The following is a 21,051-nucleotide window of genomic DNA, read 5'->3' as shown; positions in this document are numbered from 1 at the left end:
GGCCCGACGTCCTTCTTGTTCTTCATCCGGAACCGCTGTTCCGACAGTTGTTTCTGTGCGCTATTCGGTCGGTGCTTCGCGGCCGATCGCCAGCCAGCACTTGTTCTTCGAGATGGGACGGGTCTCCTGGATGAAGATCACGTCGCCGACCTTGAACTCATTGTTCGGGTCATGCGCCTGATACTTCTTCGTCCGACGGACCGTCTTCTTCAGGAGCGGATGTGTAAAGCGCCGCTCGACGTCGACGGTGACCGTCTTGTCGGAGATGTCGCTTACCACCGTGCCTTGCAACACGCGTTTCGGCATTCTTCGCTCCTCAAGCCTTCGCCGCGGCGGCATGCTTCTGCGCCGCTATGGTTTTGATACGCGCAATCGTGCGGCGGACCTCGCGGATGCGGGCGGTCTTCTCCAGCTGGCCGGATGCCTGCTGGAAGCGCAGATTGAGCTGCTCCTTCTTCAAGCGGCCGAGCTCGTCGTTAAGCTCGTCCACCGATTTGGTATGAAGTTCGCTCGCCTTCATGGCCTCTTCCTCACTCGCCGATCCGGGTGACGACGCGCGTCTTCACCGGCAGCTTTGCAGCTCCAAGACGCAGCGCCTCGCGCGCAGTCGCCTCGCCGACACCGTCGATCTCAAACATAACGCGGCCCGGATGAACGCGGCACGCCCAGTATTCCGGCGAGCCCTTGCCTTTACCCATACGAACTTCGGTCGGCTTCGACGACACCGGCACGTCCGGGAAAATGCGGATCCATACTCGGCCGGCACGCTTCATATGACGCGTGATCGCCCGACGGGCCGCTTCGATTTGCCTTGCGGTAATCCGCTCCGGCTCCATCGCCTTAAGACCGAAGGACCCGAAGTTCAGATCCGTCCCGCCCTTTGCCGCTCCGTGGATGCGGCCCTTATGCGCCTTGCGGAACTTGGTGCGTTTGGGTTGCAGCATGTTCTTCTCTCAATTCCCTTGTCCGATCAGCCGCGGCTTGTTTAGGCCGACGCGCCACGGCGCGAGGCATCAGGCCCTTCAAGGAGCCGCTTCTCGGATGCAAACGGGTCGTGCTCGAGGATCTCGCCCTTAAACACCCACACCTTGATACCGATCGTGCCATAGGCGGTATGCGCCGTGGCCGTACCGAAATCGATGTCCGCGCGCAGCGTGTGCAGCGGAACGCGACCTTCGCGATACCATTCCGCCCGCGCAATCTCAGCGCCGCCGAGACGACCACCGCATGCGATCCGAATACCCTGGGCGCCAAGACGCATCGCCGACTGCACCGAGCGCTTCATAGCCCGGCGGAACGCGACGCGCCGCTCCAGCTGCTGCGCGATCGACTGTGCAATCAAGGCCGCGTCGGTCTCAGGCTTGCGCACTTCAACGATGTTGATGTGCACTTCCGAGTCGGTCATCCGCGCCACCTTGCGGCGCAGCTTCTCGATATCGGCGCCCTTCTTGCCGATGACGATGCCCGGACGCGCCGTCTGGATCGTCACGCGGCACTTTTTGTGCGGACGTTCGATCACGATGCGCGACACCGCGGCCTGCTTGAGATCTTCCATCAGAGCGCGGCGGATCCGGAGATCCTCGTGCAACAAGGGCCCGTATTCTGCGTCACTGGCGAACCAGCGAGAATCCCAGGTCTTGTTGATGCCGAGCCTGAGGCCGATCGGATTGACTTTCTGTCCCATACCTTACTCCCCGGCGCTTAGGCCGCGTCCTCGACTTCGCGCACGACGATGGTGAGATTGGAAAACGGCTTGGTGATACGTCCGACCCGGCCGCGCGCTCTCGGTGAAAAGCGCTTCATCACGAGCGCCTTGCCGACGTGAGCTTCCGCGACAACCAAGTTGTCGACGTCCAAGTCGTGATTGTTCTCCGCATTCGCAACCGCGCTCTCCAAGGTTTTCTTCACCTGAATCGCGATGCGTTTGCGCGAGAAGGTGAGATCGGCGATCGCCGTCGACACCTTCTTGCCACGGATGAGGCCGGCAACCAGGTTCAGCTTTTGCGGCGAAATACGCATCATGCGCGCAACCGCTTTGGCCTCGTTGTCGCCGAGCGCCCGCTCACGCTTGGGCTTACCCATGGTTACTTCCTCTTCGCCTTCTTGTCCGCCGCATGACCGTAATAGGTGCGGGTCGGAGCGAATTCGCCGAACTTGTGCCCGATCATGTCTTCCGTCACGAGCACAGGGATATGCTTGTGCCCGTTATGGACGCCGAAAGTGAGCCCGACGAACTGCGGGAGAATGGTGGAGCGACGGCTCCAGATCTTGATCACTTCCTTGCGGCCGGACTCGCGGGCCTTCTCCGCCTTCTTGAGGAGGAAGCCGTCAAAGAACGGACCTTTCCAGACTGAACGTGCCACTTCGATTGAACTCCTGATCCTGCCTGTGCCGGCCCGTTACTTCTTGCGGGCGTGGCGAGAGCGGACGATGTATTTCTGCGATGCCTTGTTGGACCGCGTGCGCTTGCCCTTTGTCGGCTTGCCCCAGGGCGTCACCGGATGACGGCCGCCCGAAGTGCGTCCCTCACCACCGCCGTGCGGATGGTCGATCGGGTTCATCGCCACACCACGAACACTCGGCCGACGTCCGAGCCAACGCGACCGCCCGGCCTTGCCGAGGCTCACATTGGAATGGTCCGGGTTGGAGACGGCGCCGACTGTCGCCATGCACACGCCCTGAACGAGACGCTGCTCGCCAGACCCAAGCCGAAGAACCGTATAGCCCTGGTCGCGTCCGACGATCTGGGCATAGGCACCTGCCGAGCGCGCCATCTGGCCGCCACGGCCCGGCTTCAACTCGACGTTATGGACGATCGTGCCAACCGGCATCGCACGCAAAGGCATGGCGTTGCCCGGCTTCACGTCGACATTTGCCTGGCCCGAAACGATCGTGTCGCCCTCGGCCACACGCTGCGGCGCGAGAATGTACGAAAGCTCGCCGTCCTCGTAACGCACCAGCGCGATGAAAGCCGATCTGTTCGGATCGTATTCGAGACGCTCAACCGTTGCCGGCACGTCGAACTTGCGACGCTTGAAATCGATGATGCGATAGCTGCGTTTGTGACCACCGCCACGCCGACGCGCTGTCGCCCGACCGAGATTGTTGCGCCCGCCCGACTTCGTCAGACCTTCCGTCAAGCTCTTCTCGGGCTTGCCATTCCAGAGGCCCGAGCGGTCGACGATGACCAGCTGACGCTGGCCCGGCGTACGCGGATTGAAGGTTTTCAAAGCCATCGCTTAAAGACCCGTCGTCACGTCGATCGAGTGCCCTTCCTGAAGGGTCACGATCGCTTTTTTGAAATCGCTCTGGCGGCCTTTGATGCCGCGGAACCGCTTGGTTTTACCCTTACGGAGAAGCGTGTTCACCGCCGTCACTTTGACCTTGAAGAGCTCTTCCACGGCAGCACGGATCTCCGGCTTCGTGGCATCCTTCTTCACCTTGAAGACGACCTGATTGTTCTCAGACGCAAAGGTCGACTTCTCCGTGATCACCGGCGACAGGATTGTGTCGTAGTGTTTGAGGCTGGTCATTTGAACCGCTCCTCCAGCGCCTCGATCGCGGATTTCGTCAAAACCAGCTTCTCGCGACGCAAGATGTCGTAGACGTTGATGCCTTGAACCGGCAGCACATCGACATTGTGCAGATTGCGAGCCGCCTTGGCGAAATTGTCATCGAGCTGAGCGCCGCCCACAATGAGGACGCTCCTCAGCCCGAGCTCGGCAAACTGAGCGGCAAGACCCTTGGTCTTCGCTTCGCCGGCTTTGGCGTCATCGATGACGATCAGCGTCTCGGTCCGGGCACGCACCGAAAGAGCGTGCTTCAGAGCAAGAGCGCGAACCTTCTTCGGCAGCTCGATCGCATGGCTGCGAGCGACCGGCCCGTGCGACTTGCCGCCGCCGCGAAACACACCAGGCTTTTTCGAACCGTGCCGAGCGCGGCCAGTGCCCTTCTGGCGATACATCTTGGCGGTCGTCATGGAGACCTCGCCGCGATCCTTCGCCTTATGCGTTCCCGCCTGACGCTTCAGGAGCTGGTAGCGGATCATGCGCTGCAGCAGATCCTGCCGCGGCTCGAGGCCAAAGACCTCATCCGATACCGACACCTGCCCGGCAGCTTCACCGGCGAGCGTGGTGACTTGAAGTTCCATTATTCTGCGCCCCCTTCGGCGGTCTCGGGCGTTGCGGCAGCACCAGCATCAGCCTTGCGCAGCGCGGCCGGCGTCGGAACACCCTCAGGCGCCGCTTTCTTGATCGCGTCGCGAACCAAAAGCCAACCGCCCTTGGCACCCGGGACAGCGCCCCGCACGAGAAGAAGGCCCTTCTCCGCGTCGGTGCGGACGATCTGCAGATTCTGCGTCGTCACCCGCGTGTCGCCCATATGACCGGCCATCTTCTTGTTCTTGAAGACCTTGCCCGGATCCTGGCGGTTACCGGTCGAACCGTGAGAACGGTGCGACACGGACACGCCGTGGGTGGCACGCAGACCACCGAAATTGTGCCGCTTCATGGCACCCGCAAAACCCTTACCGATCGAGGTGCCGGTGACGTCGACATACTGACCGGGCAGAAAATGCTCGGCTGTAATCTCGGCCCCGACTTCGATCATGTTTTCCGGGCTTACGCGGAATTCGGCGACCTTACGCTTCGGCTCCACTTCGGCCTTGGCGAAGTGGCCGCGCATGGCCTTCACGGTATTCTTCGGCTTGGCGCGCCCGACACCGAGCTGCACGGCCGTGTAGCCGTCCTTCTCCGCTGTGCGCTGAGCGACGACCTGGCAATTATCGAGCCTCAAAACGGTGACCGGCACCTGCTCGCCGGCTTCCGTGTAGACCCGGGTCATGCCGAGTTTTTTTGCGATGACGCCAGAACGCATCCTGGTCTTCCCTTCGTCAGGTATCCGCTAGAGCTTGATCTCGACGTCGACGCCCGCCGCGAGGTCGAGCTTCATCAAAGCATCGACCGTCTGCGGTGTGGGATCGAGGATATCGAGCAGGCGCTTGTGCGTGCGGATTTCAAACTGCTCGCGGCTTTTCTTGTCGACATGCGGCGACCGGTTCACCGTGAACTTCTCAATCCGGGTCGGCAGCGGGATCGGCCCGCGGACCTGCGCCCCGGTCCTCTTCGCCGTCGAGACGATTTCCGCCGTCGACGAATCGAGAACGCGGTGATCGAAGGCCTTAAGCCGGATCCGGATGTTCTGTCCGTTCATTTCATTGCCTCACAGACGGGGCGTGGTGTCCGCGGGTGCGAACAAGCCACGCCCGATCGCGGTTACTCGATGATTTCGGAGACGATGCCGGCGCCGACGGTGCGGCCGCCTTCACGGATGGCGAAGCGCAGCTTCTCTTCCATCGCGATCGGCACGATCAGCGTCACGTCCATCGTTACATTATCGCCCGGCATCACCATCTCGGTGCCCTCGGGCAGCGTCACGACACCCGTCACGTCCGTCGTACGGAAGTAGAACTGAGGACGGTAGTTGGTGAAGAACGGCGTGTGCCGCCCACCCTCTTCCTTCGTCAGAATGTACGCTTCCGCCTTGAACTTCGTGTGTGGCGTCACCGAACCCGGCTTGCACAGGATCTGCCCGCGCTCCACGCCCTCACGGTCGATGCCGCGAAGAAGCGCGCCGATGTTGTCGCCCGCCTGGCCCGAGTCCAGCAGCTTGCGGAACATCTCAACGCCCGTCACCGTCGTCTTGCGCGTGTCGCGGATGCCGACGATCTCGACTTCCTCGCCGACCTTGATCTGCCCGCGTTCCACACGACCCGTCACAACCGTGCCACGGCCGGAGATCGAGAACACGTCTTCAATCGGCATCAGGAACGGCTGGTCGATCGGACGCTCCGGCGTCGGGATGTACTCGTCGACCGCCGCCATCAGCGCCCGGATCGAATCCTCGCCAAGCGCCTTGTCGCCGTCCTCGAGCGCCACAAGCGCCGAGCCCTTGATCACCGGAATGTCGTCGCCCGGGAATTCGTAGGACGACAGAAGCTCGCGAACCTCGAGCTCGACGAGCTCAAGAAGCTCCTCGTCGTCAACCTGGTCGACCTTGTTCATGTAAACGACCAGCGCCGGAACACCGACCTGACGGGCGAGCAGAATGTGCTCGCGCGTCTGCGGCATCGGACCGTCCGCCGCAGACACCACCAGGATCGCGCCGTCCATCTGCGCCGCGCCCGTGATCATGTTCTTCACATAGTCCGCGTGCCCAGGGCAGTCGACATGCGCGTAGTGACGGGCTTCCGTCTCGTACTCGACATGCGCCGTCGAGATCGTGATGCCGCGCGCCTTCTCTTCCGGCGCCGCATCAATCTGGTCGTAAGCCCGATACTCGCCAAAGAACTTCGTGATCGCTGCCGTCAGCGTCGTCTTGCCATGGTCGACGTGACCGATCGTCCCGATGTTCGCATGCGGCTTCGTGCGCGAAAATTTCTCTTTTGCCATCAGCTCTCTCCGTCTGACTTCTCAACCTGTTTCTGAAGAAATCAGGCGTATTTCGATTGAATTTCCTGGGCGACCTGGCTCGGCACCGGTGAGTAATGGTCGAACTGCATGGTGTACTGAGCACGCCCCTGGCTCATCGAGCGCAGCGTGTTGACGTAACCAAACATGTTGGCAAGCGGCACCATGGCATTGATGACGGTGGCATTGCCCCGCATCTCCTGGCCCTGCACCTGCCCTCGCCGGGAATTGAGGTCACCGATCACAGATCCGGTGTAATCCTCCGGCGTCACCACCTCGACCTTCATGACCGGCTCAAGAAGAACCGGCTTGGCCTTCTGGGCACCTTCGCGGAACGCAGCACGCGCCGCGATCTCGAACGCCAGCACCGAGGAGTCAACGTCATGGTACGCGCCGTCGAGGAGCGTTGCCTTGAGGTCGACCATCGGGAAGCCGGCGAGCACGCCGTTCCCCAGAACACTCTCGAGGCCCTTCTGGACACCCGGGATATATTCCTTCGGCACGTTGCCGCCGACGATCTTGGATTCGAACGCAAAGCCAGCACCGGCCTCCTGCGGCTCGAACACGATCTTGACGCGGGCGAACTGGCCCGAACCGCCGCTCTGCTTCTTATGCGTGTAGTCGATCTCGGCGGCCTGCGTGATGGTCTCGCGATACGCCACCTGCGGCTGACCGACATTCGCAGCGACCTTGAATTCGCGCTTCATGCGATCGACGAGAATGTCGAGGTGAAGCTCGCCCATGCCGGCGATGATCGTCTGCCCGGATTCCTCGTCCGTCTTCACGCGGAAGGACGGATCCTCCTGCGCCAGGCGGTTGAGAGCGAGACCCATCTTCTCCTGGTCAGCCTTGGAATTCGGCTCGATCGCGATCTCGATGACCGGATCAGGGAACTCCATCCGCTCCAGGATGACCGGCTTCACCGGATCGCAAAGCGTATCACCCGTCGTCGTGTCCTTAAGACCGACGAGCGCGACGATGTCGCCAGCGAACGCTTCCTTGATCTCTTCGCGGTTGTTGGAGTGCATGAGAAGCATACGACCGATGCGTTCCCGCTTCTCCTTCACCGTGTTCATAAGGCTCGCACCCGATTCCAGCTTGCCGGAATAGATGCGCGCAAAGGTCAGAGAACCGACGAACGGGTCATTCATGATCTTGAAGGCGAGCATCGAAAGCGGCTCGTCGTCAGATGAAACCCGCTTGACCTCTTCGCCCGTCTTTGGGTCGATGCCACGGATGGCATGCACTTCGACCGGGCTCGGCAGGTAATCGACCACCGCGTCGAGCAGAAGCTGGACGCCCTTGTTCTTGAACGCAGAGCCAGCGAGGATCGGGAAGAACTGCACGGCGCAGGTGCCCTTACGGACGAGCCGGCGGATCGTGTCGTTATCCGGAACGTTGCCTTCCAGATAGGCTTCCATGACGGTGTCATCGAGCTCGACGACGGTCTCGATCAGCTTCTCGCGCCACTCTTCGGCCCTATCGCGAAGATCTTCCGGGATCTCCACGTCGTCCCACTGCGCGCCAAGCGTCTCGTCGCGCCACAGGCGTGCATTCATCTCAATGAGATCGACGACGCCCTTGAAGTCGCTTTCAGCGCCGACCGGCAGCTGGAGGACCAGCGGCTGAGCACCAAGACGATCTTCGATCATCTCAACGCAGCGGTAAAAGTCGGCACCGATCTTGTCCATTTTGTTGACGAAGATCATGCGCGGGACTTTGTATTTGTCCGCCTGACGCCAAACCGTCTCGGTCTGAGGCTCGACGCCGGCATTGGCGTCGAGGAGGGCAATCGCACCATCGAGCACGCGCAGGGAACGCTCGACTTCAATCGTGAAGTCCACGTGGCCCGGAGTGTCGATGATATTGAGGCGCCGCTTCTTGCCGTCGCGACCCGCCCAGAAGGTGGTCGTCGCAGCCGACGTGATCGTGATGCCCCGCTCCTGCTCCTGCTCCATCCAATCCATGGTGGCGGCGCCCTCATGGACCTCGCCCATCTTATGGCTCTTGCCGGTGTAGAAGAGGATCCGCTCCGTAGTCGTGGTCTTTCCAGCATCAATGTGCGCCATGATGCCGAAATTGCGGTAGTCCTCGATCTTATAGTCGCGTGGCATATGCGGCCCCGTTTCTTGCGGTTACCAGCGGTAATGGGAGAAGGCGCGGTTCGCTTCCGCCATGCGGTGCGTGTCTTCGCGCTTCTTCACCGCATTTCCGCGGTTGTTGGCAGCGTCCATGAGCTCGCCGGAAAGGCGCTCCTTCATGGTCCGCTCGTTACGGCCGCGTGCGGCCGTGATCAGCCAGCGAATGGCCAGCGCCTGCCGACGATCCACCCGAACCTCGACCGGCACCTGGTAGGTCGCACCACCGACACGGCGGGAGCGCACTTCCACATGCGGCATGACGTTGTCGAGCGCCTGATGGAAGATCGCGACAGGATCCTGGCGCATCCGACCTTCCACACTCTCGAGCGCCCCGTAGACGATCGATTCAGCGGCCGATTTCTTACCGTGATACATCACGGAGTTCATGAACTTGGAGATCACGCGATCTCCATATTTCGGATCGGGATTGATTTCCCGCTTGTCTGCACGACGGCGTCGCGACATCGCCCCTCTCCTTACTTCGGCCGTTTCGCGCCGTACTTCGAACGACGCTGGCGACGGTCTTTGACGCCCTGCGTGTCGAGAACGCCGCGCAGAATGTGATAGCGAACACCCGGAAGGTCCTTCACGCGACCGCCGCGGATCATCACCACGGAGTGCTCCTGAAGATTGTGACCCTCGCCCGGAATGTAGCCGACGACTTCGTAGCCGTTGGTGAGGCGCACCTTGGCGACCTTACGCAGCGCGGAGTTCGGCTTCTTCGGCGTCGTCGTGTAGACGCGCGTGCACACACCGCGCTTTTGCGGATTGGCCTCGAGCGCCGGCACCTTGTTACGCCGCGGCTTGTCGTGACGCGGCTTGCGGATGAGCTGGTTGATCGTCGGCATTAATATGTCCGGCTTCCGTTCTAACGAATCCCTCACGAACACGACGCGAATCGCGCCGCATCACCTTTTGAAGGTTGCAGCGCTCGAAACAGAGGATTGCGGGATACCGCAATCATGATCCAAAACTCGTATCGCATTCAAACCCGGGCAGCGTTTAAGCCTTGTAGTCTCGCGCAATGGACGCACGAAACAGGGCTTGGCTTACCGCCTGCCCCTTGGGTGATGCTCATCTAGCCAGTGGCAGGGACTACGTCAACCCCGAGGCCCGGGTTTTCTTAACGTTTGCGGCATAGAGCCCGGAAACGGCGGCTCAGAAGCTCCCATCCGGGTCGCCTCGATCGTCATATCGTTCGCTGCAAGGCGAAGTATGGCACGATTGCCTGAGAAATTTGACGCCAAGTGATTCTAATCGAAACAGAATCGCGGCCGCAAGGCCTTCAGCGCGCGAAATTCGCCTAAGGCGAATCGTCGGCCTATCCCATTGGCGTCCCGCCGCGATTCCCCGAGCGCCCTCGCACCATCCCCAAACGAAAAAAGGCCGGCGCAACGGCCGGCCCTTTTGGTGAACTGAAAATCTGCCTCAGTTGAGGTACGGGATCGCAGCGATCGTCGCGTACCCGAACGTCAACCCGAAAAACAGCAGGGTGCGTTTGACTAGGTGTCCGGCCATCTATCCTGTTCCGTTGAGTTCTGGTTCCCCTCGGCCCCGTTAACGGCGGGCGGCCGAAAAGGTTCATTCCCCAGTGCCTGATCTTGTGAGCCTTGCGGCGGTTCTTCGCCGGCCGCGCTGCTCTAAAGGAATCGCCGGCCTGCACAAGCGATTTTCACGCGAGAAAATGTCGAGGAAGTAAACGGGGCGCAGTTCGCAGAGGCATGTGTTCCGCCGGCCACAGAGGCCATGTCACCGGCACGCGGACCCATCCCTCAGACGCGAAAAGCCCCGGCACTCGGCCGGGGCTTTCAAACTCAACAGAGAGCCTGCGAGAGGCTATTCAGCCGCGTCGACAGGGGCACCCTCGCCACCGCTGAGATCGACGAGAGCCGCCTTGGCGGAGATCTCCGCCCGCTTGCGCTCGTCCTCGGCAATGAGCTCGTCACGCCGCTGGGCGATCGCCCGCAGCCGCGCGATCGCGCCACCGGTACCAGCCGGAATGAGGCGGCCGACGATGACGTTCTCCTTGAGGCCTTCGAGCGTATCGATCTTGCCGTTGACGGCAGCATCGGTGAGCACCCGAGTGGTCTCCTGGAAGGAGGCCGCGGAGATGAACGAGCGGGTCTGCAGGCTCGCCTTGGTGATACCCAGCAGAACCGGCACGCCTTCCGCCGTCCGCTTGCCTTCCTCGTGGAGCCGCGCATTGATGGCATCGAGCTCGATACGATCGACCTGCTCGCCCGAGATGAGGTCGCTGTCGCCCTGCTCGGTGATCTCAACCTTCTGCAGCATCTGGCGAACGATCACCTCGATGTGCTTGTCGTTGATCAACACGCCCTGCAGCCGGTAGACCTCCTGGATCTCGTTGACGAGGTAGGCAGCAAGCTCTTCCACGCCCTTGATCGCCAGGATGTCGTGCGGGGCCGGCAGACCGTCGAGGATGAAGTCGCCCTTCTCGATGACGTCTCCCTCTTGCAGATGGAACGGCCGTCCCTTCGGGATCAAGTATTCCACCGGCTCGCCTTCGCCATCGACAGGCTCGATCACAATACGCCGCTTGTTCTTGTAGTCGCGGCCGAAACGAACCATGCCTGCCTGCTCGGCAATGATAGCGTGATCCTTCGGACGCCGCGCTTCGAAGAGTTCCGCCACCCGCGGAAGACCGCCGGTGATGTCGCGCGTCTTGGCGCTTTCAAGCGGGATACGTGCCAGCACATCGCCCGGCGAAACCTCGTCTCCCGGCTCAACCGAGAGAATGGCATCGACCGACAGCTGGTAGCGGGCGTCGCCGCCGCGCTCGAGCTTGGCCGGTTCGCCGTTCGCATCGAAGACAACGAGAGCAGGCTTCAAATTCGCGCCACGTGGGCTCGCCCGCCAGTCGATGACGACACGCTTGGTGATGCCGGTCGATTCGTCGGCCGTCTCCGTGACGGACGCGCCTTCGACCATATCCTCAAACGACACCTTGCCGCCGACTTCGGTGACGATCGGCCGAGTGTACGGATCCCATTCGGCGATCCGCTGCCCGCGCTTGATCTTGTCGCCCTCGTCCACGAACAGCTTGGCGCCGTACGGAACGCGATGGCTCGACCTCTCCTTGCCCTTCTCGTCGAGAATGGCGACCTGCATGTTGCGGCCCATGGCGATGAGCCGGCCATCGGAATTGCGCACCACAGAACGGTTGCGAATTTCGACCGTGCCCTCGAACGTCGATTCCAGGAACGACTGGTCGACCACCTGTGCCGTACCACCAATGTGGAAGGTACGCATAGTGAGCTGCGTTCCCGGCTCGCCGATCGACTGTGCCGCAATGACGCCGACGGCTTCACCCATATTGACCGGAGTGCCGCGAGCCAGATCGCGACCGTAGCACTTGCCGCAGACGCCGTATTTGGTCTCGCAGGTGAGAACCGAACGAATGAGCACGGACTGCACGCCCGCCGCTTCGATCGCTTCCACATGCCGCTCTTCGATGAGCTCGCCCTTCGGAACAATGACCTCGCCCGTTGCCGCATCCGTCACGTCTTCGGCTGCCGTACGTCCAAGGACGCGCTGGCCGATCGTCGCGACAACCTGGCCCGCATCGACAATCGCCTGCATGGTGAGGCCGTTCTCCGAGCCGCAATCCGTCTCGGTGATGATGCAGTCCTGGGCCACGTCGACGAGACGGCGCGTAAGATAACCCGAGTTCGCCGTCTTCAAAGCGGTGTCGGCCAGACCCTTTCGGGCACCGTGCGTGGAGTTGAAGTACTCCAGAACCGACAGACCCTCCTTGAAGTTGGAGATGATCGGGCTTTCGATGATCTCACCCGACGGCTTGGCCATCAGACCACGCATACCGGCAAGCTGCTTCATCTGCGCAGGTGAACCACGCGCACCAGAATGCGACATCATATAGATGGAGTTGACCTGCTTCTGGCGTCCGGTCTCTTCATCGAACTCGACCGCCTGGATCTTCTTCATCATCTCGTCGGCGACCTTATCGGTGCACTTCGCCCACGCGTCGACGACTTTGTTGTACTTCTCGCCCTGAGTGATCAGGCCGTCGTTGTACTGCTGCTCATATTCAGCCGCGAGCTGACGCGTCTCTTCGACGAGCGCCGTCTTCGCCTCCGGAATGACCATGTCGTCCTTGCCGAACGAAATGCCGGCGCGAGCCGCCTGACGGAAGCCGAGCTGCATGATCCGGTCGCAGAAGATCACAGTCTCTTTCTGCCCCGTATGCCGGTAAACCGTATCGATCGTCCGGCTGATCTCCTTCTTCGTCATCAGCTTGTTGCAGATGTCGAACGGGATGGCCGGATGCTTCGGAAGAAGCTCGCCGATCAGCATGCGTCCAGGCGTTGTCTCATAGATCTTCGAGTTCGGCTCGCCATCGGGGCCGATGCCCTTGTAGCGACCTTTGATCTTCGTGTGCAGCGTCACCGCACCGACCTCGAGTGCATGATGCAACTCGTTGATCGAACCGAACAGCATTCCCTCGCCCGGCTCGTTGTCCTGCATCACCGAGAGATAATAGAGACCAAGAACGATATCCTGCGACGGCACGATGATCGGCTGACCATTTGCCGGGTGCAGAATGTTGTTGGTCGACATCATCAGGACGCGGGCTTCGAGCTGCGCTTCCAGAGACAGCGGCACGTGGACTGCCATCTGGTCGCCGTCGAAGTCGGCATTGAAGGCCGCACAAACGAGCGGATGAAGCTGGATCGCCTTGCCTTCCACCAACACCGGCTCGAAAGCCTGAATGCCGAGGCGGTGCAAAGTCGGCGCCCGGTTCAACATCACCGGATGCTCACGGATGACCTCGTCCAGGATATCCCAGACTTCCGGCTTCTCCTTCTCCACCAGCTTCTTCGCCTGCTTCACCGTGGCCGAATAGCCCTTGGCGTCGAGACGCGAATAGATGAACGGCTTGAACAGCTCGAGCGCCATCTTCTTCGGCAGGCCGCACTGATGCAGCTTCATCTCCGGGCCGACCACGATGACCGAACGGCCGGAATAGTCGACGCGCTTGCCAAGAAGGTTCTGCCGGAAACGGCCCTGCTTGCCCTTCAGCATGTCGGAGAGCGACTTCAGCGGGCGCTTGTTGGTGCCCGTGATGACGCGACCGCGACGGCCGTTATCGAACAACGCATCGACGGATTCCTGCAACATCCGCTTTTCGTTGCGGATGATGATGTCCGGGGCACGAAGCTCGATCAGGCGCTTCAGGCGGTTGTTGCGGTTGATGACACGGCGATAGAGATCGTTGAGATCCGACGTCGCAAAGCGACCGCCATCAAGCGGGACGAGCGGGCGCAGATCCGGCGGAATGACCGGAACGACCGTCATCACCATCCATTCGGGACGGTTGCCGGACGCCATGAACGCCTCGATCACCTTCAGGCGCTTGGCGAGCTTCTTCGGCTTCAGCTCCGTCGTCGCCTCGGCGATCTCCTGACGCAGGCGCACGGCCTCCGTCTCGAGATCGATCGCCATCAGCAACTCGCGCACCGCTTCCGCGCCGATCATGGCGGTGAAGCTGTCGGCACCGTACTGATCCTGCGCCTCGAGATACTCGTCTTCGGAGAGCAACTGCTTCTCCTGGAGCGGCGTGATGCCCGGCTCAACGACGATGTAGTTCTCGAAATAGAGGACGCGCTCGATGTCCTTCAGCGTCATGTCGAGCATGAGGCCGATGCGGGACGGAAGCGACTTCAAGAACCAGATATGAGCAACCGGAGCGGCGAGCTCGATATGGCCCATCCGCTCGCGCCGAACACGGGCGAGCGTCACTTCCACACCGCACTTTTCGCAGATGATGCCCTTATACTTCATCCGCTTGTACTTGCCGCACAGGCACTCATAGTCCTTGATCGGGCCAAAGATGCGCGCGCAGAACAGACCGTCGCGTTCAGGCTTGAACGTCCGGTAGTTGATGGTTTCCGGCTTTTTGATCTCGCCGTAAGACCAAGACAGAATCTTCTCAGGGCTCGCGAGCGAAATCCGAATCTGATCGAACGTCTGCTGCTGCGCCTGCGGGCTGAAGATGTTCATGACCTCTTGGTTCATAGGGTCATTCTCCTTGCCAATGTTCCTCGCGCCGCACCAAGCGACGCCGCGCCGCCGGGGGAAGCGGCTGGGTTAGTCTGGTCGAGGCAATGGGATGCCGCACTATTCTGCGGCATCCTTGTCGTAACTCTGTGGCAGAGAACGCATCTTCTCGGAATCTTCCAGATCGACGCTAAGGCCGAGCGAACGCATCTCTTTGACGAGAACGTTGAAGCTCTCCGGGATACCCGCTTCGAAGGTATCGTCGCCTCTGACGATCGCTTCGTAGACTTTGGTCCGGCCCGCGACGTCGTCCGATTTCACCGTTAGCATCTCTTGCAAGGTATAGGCCGCGCCGTAAGCTTCCAGGGCCCACACCTCCATTTCGCCGAAACGCTGTCCGCCGAACTGTGCCTTACCGCCCAGCGGCTGCTGGGTGACGAGAGAGTACGGGCCGATGGAGCGCGCATGGATCTTGTCGTCGACGAGATGGTGCAGCTTCAGCATGTAGATGTAGCCGACCGTCACGTTACGATCGAACGCCTCGCCGGTTTTGCCGTCGAAAAGCTGCGCCTGGCCCGAGCGGTTGAGACCCGCCTTTTCCAGAAGCTCGTCGATATCGGCCTCTTTGGCGCCGTCGAAGACCGGGGTCGCGATCGGCACGCCGGAGGTGAGCTGATGACCGAGCCGCACGACGGATTCATCGTCGAACGACGAGATCTTCTCGTTCTTCTCGTTGTCGTCGTAGATGCCCGACAGATGTGAGCGCAAAGGCTGAACGTCGCCGCTCTTGCGATAGACTTCTACAAGCTCACCGATCTGCTTGCCGAGATTAGCACAAGCCCAACCGAGATGCGTTTCGAGAATCTGTCCGACATTCATGCGGCTTGGCACGCCAAGCGGATTGAGCACGATATCGGCATGCGTCCCGTCTGCTAGGAACGGCATGTCCTCGACCGGAACGATCTTCGACACGACACCCTTGTTGCCATGTCGGCCGGCCATCTTGTCGCCAGGCTGGATCTTGCGCTTCACAGCGACGAAGACCTTGACCATCTTCATGACGCCGGGAGGCAGCTCGTCGCCGCGCTGCAGCTTCTCCACCTTGTCGATGAAGCGGTTCTCAAGACGCTTGCGGCTCTCGTCGTACTGCTGCTTCAGACCCTCGATGTCCGACATTTTCTTGTCGTCGCCGACGGCAAACAGCCACCACTGCGAGCGGGGATACTCTGCCATCACCTCGTCGGTGATTTCAGTCCCCTTCTTGAAGCCCTTCGGTCCGGCAGCACCCGCCTCACCGCGCAGCATGTCGGCCAGACGGCCATAAATATTGCGGTCTAGGATCGACTGCTCGTCGTCGCGGTCCTTGGCAAGGCGTTCGATTTCTTCGCGCTCGATCGCCATCGCGCGCTCGTCTTTCTCCACGCCGTGGCGGTTGAAGACGCGCACTTCGACGATGGTGCCGTAGGTTCCTGGCGGCATGCGGAGCGAGGTGTCACGCACATCCGAAGCCTTCTCGCCGAAGATCGCACGCAGAAGCTTCTCTTCCGGCGTGATCGGGCTCTCGCCCTTCGGCGTGATCTTACCAACCAGAATGTCGCCCGGCTGCACTTCCGCACCGATATAAACGATGCCCGCCTCGTCGAGATTGCGAAGCGCCTCTTCCGAGACGTTCGGAATATCGCGCGTGATCTCTTCCGGACCGAGCTTCGTATCGCGCGCCATCACCTCGAATTCTTCGATGTGGATCGAAGTGAAGACGTCGTCGCGAACGATCCGCTCCGACAGAAGGATGGAATCCTCGAAGTTGTAGCCGTTCCACGGCATGAACGCGACGAGCACGTTCCGCCCGAGCGCAAGATCGCCGATATCCGTCGACGGACCGTCGGCAATCACCTCGCCCTTGCGTACCTGCTCACCGACCCGCACCAGCGGACGCTGCGTGATGCAGGTGTTCTGGTTGGAACGCTGGAACTTCTGCAGCCGGTAGATGTCGACACCGGACTTCGAGGTGTCGATCTCTTCCGTGGCCCGGATGACGATACGTGTCGCGTCAACCTGATCGACGACGCCGGTACGCCGTGCCGTGATCGCAGCGCCCGAATCGCGTGCCACGATCGGCTCCATGCCCGTGCCGACCAGCGGCGCCTCGGCGCGCACCAGAGGCACGGCCTGCCGCTGCATGTTTGAGCCCATGAGCGCGCGGTTGGCGTCATCGTTTTCCAGGAACGGAATGAGCGCCGCCGCCACCGAAACGAGCTGCTTCGGCGACACGTCCATGAGATCGACCTTGTCGCGTGACACCATCGAGACGTCGCCGCTGTGGCGGCATGTGACGAGTTCGTTGGCGAAACGTCCATCTTCGTCGAGCTGAGCGTTCGCCTGGGCGACCGTGTACTTCGCCTCTTCCATGGCCGAGAGATAGACGACCTCGTCGGTCACCTTGCCTTCGACGATGCGCCGGTACGGGCTCTCGATGAAGCCATACTTGTTGACCCGAGCGAAGGTCGCGAGCGAGTTGATGAGGCCGATATTCGGGCCTTCCGGCGTCTCAATCGGGCAGATACGACCGTAATGGGTCGGATGCACGTCGCGCACTTCGAAGCCGGCCCGCTCACGCGTCAGACCACCCGGTCCGAGCGCCGACAGGCGCCGCTTGTGAGTGATTTCCGACAGCGGATTCGTCTGGTCCATGAACTGCGACAGCTGCGAGGAACCGAAGAACTCGCGCACAGCGGCAGCGGCCGGCTTGGCGTTGATCAGATCCTGCGGCATCACCGTATCGATCTCGACCGACGACATGCGCTCCTTGATCGCCCGCTCCATGCGCAGAAGACCGACGCGGTACTGATTTTCCATCAGCTCGCCGACCGAACGCACACGGCGGTTGCCGAGATTGTCGATATCGTCGATCTCGCCGCGACCGTCACGCAGGTCGAGCAGCATGCGGATGACGGCAAGGATATCCTCCTTGCGCAAGACCCGCATCGTGTCCTCGGTCTGGAGGTCGAGACGCATGTTCATCTTCACGCGACCGACGGCGGAGAGGTCGTAGCGCTCCGGATCGAAGAACAGCGACTGGAACATCGCCTCCGCCGTCTCGATCGTCGGCGGCTCGCCCGGACGCATCACCCGATAGATATCGAAAAGCGCGTCTTCGCGGCTCTCGTTCTTATCGGCGGCAAGCGTGTTGCGCATATATGCGCCGACATTGACGTGATCGATCTCGAGAAGCGCGAGCTCGTCGCGGTTCAGCTCACGAAGCTGGTCGAGCATCTTCTCGGAAATCTCGTCGCCGGCCTCCGCATAGATCTCGCCGGTCTCGAAATTCACGATGTCCTCGCCGAGATAACGGCCGAGCACCTGCTCGTCAGAGACCATCAGTGACTTGACGCCCTTTTCCACAAGCTGGCGCGCCAGGCGGGCGGTGATCTTCTTGCCAGCCTCGACGACAACCTCGCCGCTCGCGGCATCGACGTAATCTTCGCTCGCCTTGGTGCCGCGCAGCTTTTCCGGATCGAAAGGCACGATCCAGCCATTGTCCCCGCGCGTCGCCGTCACGATGTCGTAGAAGGTCGACAGAATCTCCTCGCCGTCCATCCCGAGCGCCATCAAAAGCGACGTGACCGGAATCTTGCGGCGACGGTCGATGCGGGCATGCACCACGTCCTTGGCGTCGAACTCGATGTCGAGCCAGGAGCCGCGATACGGGATGATGCGGGCGGCAAACAGAAGCTTGCCGGAGGAATGCGTCTTGCCCTTGTCGTGGTCGAAGAAGACGCCCGGCGAGCGATGCATCTGCGAGACGATGACGCGCTCGGTGCCGTTGATGATGAAGGTGCCGTTGTCCGTCATCAACGGCATGTCGCCCATATAGACGTCCTGCTCTTTGATGTCCTTGACGGACTTTGCACCCGTATCCTCGTCCACATCGAAGACGATCAGCCGCAGCGTCACCTTGAGCGGCGCGGCGTAGGTCATGTCACGCTGCCGGCATTCCTCGGTATCGTATTTCGGCGGCTCAAATTCGTAGCGCACAAACTCCAGCATCGCCTGGCCGGAGAAGTCCGTGATCGGGAAAACGGACTTGAATACGGCCTGGATGCCTTCGTCGCCGCGGCCGCCCTCTGGCTCTTCCACCATGAGAAACTGATCGTAGGAGGATTTCTGCACCTCGATCAGGTTCGGCATCTCGGCCGCTTCGGTGATGTGACCAAAGAACTTGCGGATGCGGCGGCGGCCGGAAAAGCTTGCGGTCTGAACGGCAGTGTTCGCCATGGATGGTCCTCGTCCTCGCTCGGAGCGGATGTTGACGGCTGTCTGGAGGGTCGCCTTGACGGGCGACCATCGAGAAAGCCTGCGGGCGGCCCCGCTTTACGCGGGACCGCCCAATCTCAAACGCACAAATTTCTGTGCGCCAACAGAAGCTTACTTGAGCTCGACGGTTGCGCCGGCTTCTTCGAGCTTCTTCTTGATCTCTTCGGCCTCAGACTTGGAGGCCGCTTCCTTGACCGGCTTCGGAGCGCCTTCGACGAGATCCTTCGCCTCTTTCAGTCCGAGGCCGGTGATGGCGCGGACTTCCTTGATGACGTTGATCTTCTTGTCGCCGGCAGAGGCGAGGATGACGTCGAATTCATCCTTTTCCTCTTCCGCAGCGGCCTCACCGCCAGCAGCGCCACCGGCAGCCGCAACGGCAACCGGAGCGGCGGCGGAGACGCCCCACTTCTCTTCCAGCATCTTGGAGAGCTCGGCGGCCTCCAGCACGGTCAGGTTGGACAGATCGTCCACAATCTTAGCAAGATCAGCCATTTACTCAGTTCCTTGTCGGTTCGAACCGGATTGGTCTCTTCAAGGCCGGCCTCAAGCCGCCTCGTCCTTTTTCGCGTACGCTCCGAAAACCCGGGCAAGCTGTGCGGCAGGCGCCTGCGTGACACCCGCAATGCGAGTGGCAGGCGTATTGATCATGCCAACCAGCTTGGCACGCAGCTCATCCAGCGACGGAAGCTTGGCCAGCGCCTCCACTCCGTCCTTGTCCAGGTTGGTTGCGCCCATGGCGCCGCCGAGAATGACAAACTTGTCCTTCGCCTTGGCGAAGTCTGCGGCAACCTTGGGAGCAGCGACGGGATCGTCTGAATAGGCGATGACCGTCGGACCCTGGAACAGATCGCTGATATGCTCGGCGTCCGTGCCCTTCAGAGCGAGCTTGACGAGGCGGTTCTTGACCACCTTGAGGCTCCCGCCCGCAGCGCGCATGCGACCGCGAAGGTCGGTCATGTCCGCAACGGTCAGGCCGGAATAGTGGGCAACGACCACAACGCCCGTGTCCGAAAACACGCCGTTGAGGCTGTCGACCATTTCGCTTTTCTGCGCTCTATCCACTGCCTCTTCCTCATCTGCCTCCCCATCTTTGGACAGGGAGACGGCTTCGCTTCTGCCGCCCTGCCCTTGCGGGCCACTCCTTGCGGAGAGGGCGGCGGTGAACGCCTGTCCCCCTGCCTTCGCGACGAAGGCGCGGGCCCCGGAGAACCGGGGGCTGAGGTTCGAACCGACAGCCTTGCGGCGAGTTCGGCCCATCACCGTCTCATGCAGGCCCTTTGTAAAAACGCGGGCTTAAGAGGAGTAAATTCCTCACCTGCAGTCTCGGACAGGTCGGCCGCCGGCTTGCCGGCGGCCTTTCCGGCCGGATCGCTCCGGCTGGAATTTCTGATCAGCTCGCGGAAAGCGAGCTGACGTCGATCTTGACGCCAGGTCCCTGGGTCGAGGCGAGCGTGACGCGCTGCAGATACGACCCCTTGGCGCCGCTCGGCTTGGCGCGATTGACCGCATCGGTGAACGCGCGCAGGTTTTCGACGAGCGCCTGCTCGCTGAACGAGGCCTTCCCGATGCCGGCGTGAACGATACCCGCCTTCTCGACGCGGAATTCGACCGAACCGCCCTTGGCGTCCTTGACGGCCTTGGCAACATCCATGGTCACGCTTCCGACCTTCGGGTTCGGCATCATGCCGCGCGGCCCGAGGATCTTACCGAGACGACCGACGAGCGGCATCATGTCCGGTGTGGCGATGACCCGATCGAAGTTGATTTGGCCATTCTGAACCTGTTCTACAAGGTCTTCAGCGCCCACGACATCGGCACCCGCCTTCTGCGCTTCGTCAGCCTTTTCGCCACGAGCGAAGACGGCGACGCGCACCGTGCGGCCCGTGCCGTTCGGCAGAGAGACGACGCCACGAACCATCTGGTCGGCATGCCGAGGATCGACACCGAGATTGAAAGCCACCTCGACCGTTTCGTCGAACTTAGCCCTGGCGCGCTCCTTGACCATGCGAACCGCATCCTCTGCGGGGTAGAGCTTTTCGCGGTCGACGCCTTCCGAGATCGACTGCATACGCTTTGCCATTTTTGCCATGACG

20 protein-coding genes are annotated in these 21,051 nt (G+C 61.3%); all 20 read right to left on the bottom strand.

The features are described 5' to 3' along the window. Positions 1-60 precede the first annotated feature (60 nt). Positions 61-306 (bottom strand): 30S ribosomal protein S17, encoded by a 246-nt coding sequence (gene rpsQ / locus J2R99_RS13975; RefSeq protein ID WP_092816579.1) that lies wholly within the window; start codon positions 304-306, stop codon positions 61-63. Positions 307-316: 10 nt separating this feature from the next. Then, positions 317-520: a 50S ribosomal protein L29 gene (rpmC, locus tag J2R99_RS13970; RefSeq protein WP_307155037.1), complete on the bottom strand. Its 204-nt coding sequence runs from the start codon at positions 518-520 to the stop codon at positions 317-319. A 10-nt stretch (positions 521-530) separates the two neighbouring features. After that, the gene (gene rplP, locus J2R99_RS13965; RefSeq protein WP_092816575.1) at positions 531-944 is read right to left on the bottom strand and encodes a 50S ribosomal protein L16; all 414 of its coding nucleotides are present in this window, start codon (positions 942-944) and stop codon (positions 531-533) included. Between the two features lie 41 nt (positions 945-985). Next, positions 986-1,684 (bottom strand): 30S ribosomal protein S3, encoded by a 699-nt coding sequence (gene rpsC / locus J2R99_RS13960; RefSeq protein WP_307155036.1) that lies wholly within the window; start codon positions 1,682-1,684, stop codon positions 986-988. Positions 1,685-1,701: 17 nt separating this feature from the next. Then, the gene (rplV, locus tag J2R99_RS13955) at positions 1,702-2,082 is read right to left on the bottom strand and encodes a 50S ribosomal protein L22 (protein ID WP_092816571.1); all 381 of its coding nucleotides are present in this window, start codon (positions 2,080-2,082) and stop codon (positions 1,702-1,704) included. A gap of 2 nt (positions 2,083-2,084) precedes the next feature. Further along, positions 2,085-2,363 carry a 30S ribosomal protein S19 gene (gene rpsS, locus J2R99_RS13950; protein WP_092816569.1) on the bottom strand — a complete coding sequence of 93 codons (279 nt, stop codon included), beginning with the start codon at positions 2,361-2,363 and terminating at the stop codon, positions 2,085-2,087. A gap of 36 nt (positions 2,364-2,399) precedes the next feature. Beyond that, positions 2,400-3,236, bottom strand: coding sequence for a 50S ribosomal protein L2 (gene rplB, locus J2R99_RS13945; protein WP_307155035.1), 837 nt, complete (start codon positions 3,234-3,236; stop codon positions 2,400-2,402). Between the two features lie 3 nt (positions 3,237-3,239). Next, a complete protein-coding gene (locus J2R99_RS13940; protein WP_307155034.1) occupies positions 3,240-3,533 on the bottom strand; it encodes a 50S ribosomal protein L23 in 294 nt (97 codons plus the stop codon). Beyond that, positions 3,530-4,150, bottom strand: coding sequence for a 50S ribosomal protein L4 (gene rplD / locus J2R99_RS13935; RefSeq protein WP_307155033.1), 621 nt, complete (start codon positions 4,148-4,150; stop codon positions 3,530-3,532). Before rplD ends, J2R99_RS13940 begins: the two co-directional genes overlap by 4 nt. Beyond that, positions 4,150-4,875, bottom strand: coding sequence for a 50S ribosomal protein L3 (rplC, locus tag J2R99_RS13930; protein WP_307155032.1), 726 nt, complete (start codon positions 4,873-4,875; stop codon positions 4,150-4,152). The genes rplD and rplC overlap by 1 nt, the downstream gene beginning before the upstream one ends. Before the next feature lie 27 nt (positions 4,876-4,902). Further along, positions 4,903-5,211, bottom strand: a complete 309-nt coding sequence (gene rpsJ / locus J2R99_RS13925) for a 30S ribosomal protein S10 (RefSeq protein ID WP_307155031.1) — start codon at positions 5,209-5,211, stop codon at positions 4,903-4,905. 62 nt (positions 5,212-5,273) lie between these two features. Next, complete coding sequence (gene tuf, locus J2R99_RS13920) at positions 5,274-6,449, bottom strand: elongation factor Tu (RefSeq protein WP_307155022.1); 1,176 nt, start codon at positions 6,447-6,449, stop codon at positions 5,274-5,276. Between the two features lie 41 nt (positions 6,450-6,490). Next, positions 6,491-8,581, bottom strand: a complete 2,091-nt coding sequence (fusA, locus tag J2R99_RS13915; RefSeq protein WP_307155030.1) for an elongation factor G — start codon at positions 8,579-8,581, stop codon at positions 6,491-6,493. Between the two features lie 21 nt (positions 8,582-8,602). Beyond that, positions 8,603-9,073 (bottom strand): 30S ribosomal protein S7, encoded by a 471-nt coding sequence (gene rpsG / locus J2R99_RS13910; protein WP_307155029.1) that lies wholly within the window; start codon positions 9,071-9,073, stop codon positions 8,603-8,605. Between the two features lie 11 nt (positions 9,074-9,084). Next, positions 9,085-9,456 carry a 30S ribosomal protein S12 gene (gene rpsL, locus J2R99_RS13905; RefSeq protein ID WP_026381892.1) on the bottom strand — a complete coding sequence of 124 codons (372 nt, stop codon included), beginning with the start codon at positions 9,454-9,456 and terminating at the stop codon, positions 9,085-9,087. A 988-nt stretch (positions 9,457-10,444) separates the two neighbouring features. Continuing rightward, on the bottom strand, positions 10,445-14,662 hold the full coding sequence (gene rpoC / locus J2R99_RS13900) for a DNA-directed RNA polymerase subunit beta' (protein ID WP_307155028.1): 4,218 nt from the start codon (positions 14,660-14,662) through the stop codon (positions 10,445-10,447). A gap of 102 nt (positions 14,663-14,764) precedes the next feature. Further along, the gene (gene rpoB, locus J2R99_RS13895) at positions 14,765-18,919 is read right to left on the bottom strand and encodes a DNA-directed RNA polymerase subunit beta (RefSeq protein ID WP_307155027.1); all 4,155 of its coding nucleotides are present in this window, start codon (positions 18,917-18,919) and stop codon (positions 14,765-14,767) included. A 150-nt stretch (positions 18,920-19,069) separates the two neighbouring features. Then, positions 19,070-19,450, bottom strand: a complete 381-nt coding sequence (gene rplL, locus J2R99_RS13890; RefSeq protein WP_307155026.1) for a 50S ribosomal protein L7/L12 — start codon at positions 19,448-19,450, stop codon at positions 19,070-19,072. Positions 19,451-19,501: 51 nt separating this feature from the next. Further along, positions 19,502-20,020, bottom strand: a complete 519-nt coding sequence (gene rplJ, locus J2R99_RS13885) for a 50S ribosomal protein L10 (protein WP_307155025.1) — start codon at positions 20,018-20,020, stop codon at positions 19,502-19,504. A gap of 328 nt (positions 20,021-20,348) precedes the next feature. Next, positions 20,349-21,047, bottom strand: coding sequence for a 50S ribosomal protein L1 (gene rplA / locus J2R99_RS13880; RefSeq protein ID WP_307155024.1), 699 nt, complete (start codon positions 21,045-21,047; stop codon positions 20,349-20,351). Positions 21,048-21,051: the final 4 nt, after the last annotated feature.

This window comes from Rhodopseudomonas julia, assembly GCF_030813515.1.
GTDB classification, from domain to species: domain Bacteria; phylum Pseudomonadota; class Alphaproteobacteria; order Rhizobiales; family Afifellaceae; genus Afifella; species Afifella julia.
The sequence above is the reverse complement of the archived record's forward strand: the minus strand, read 5'-3'. Positions and strand labels throughout refer to the sequence as shown.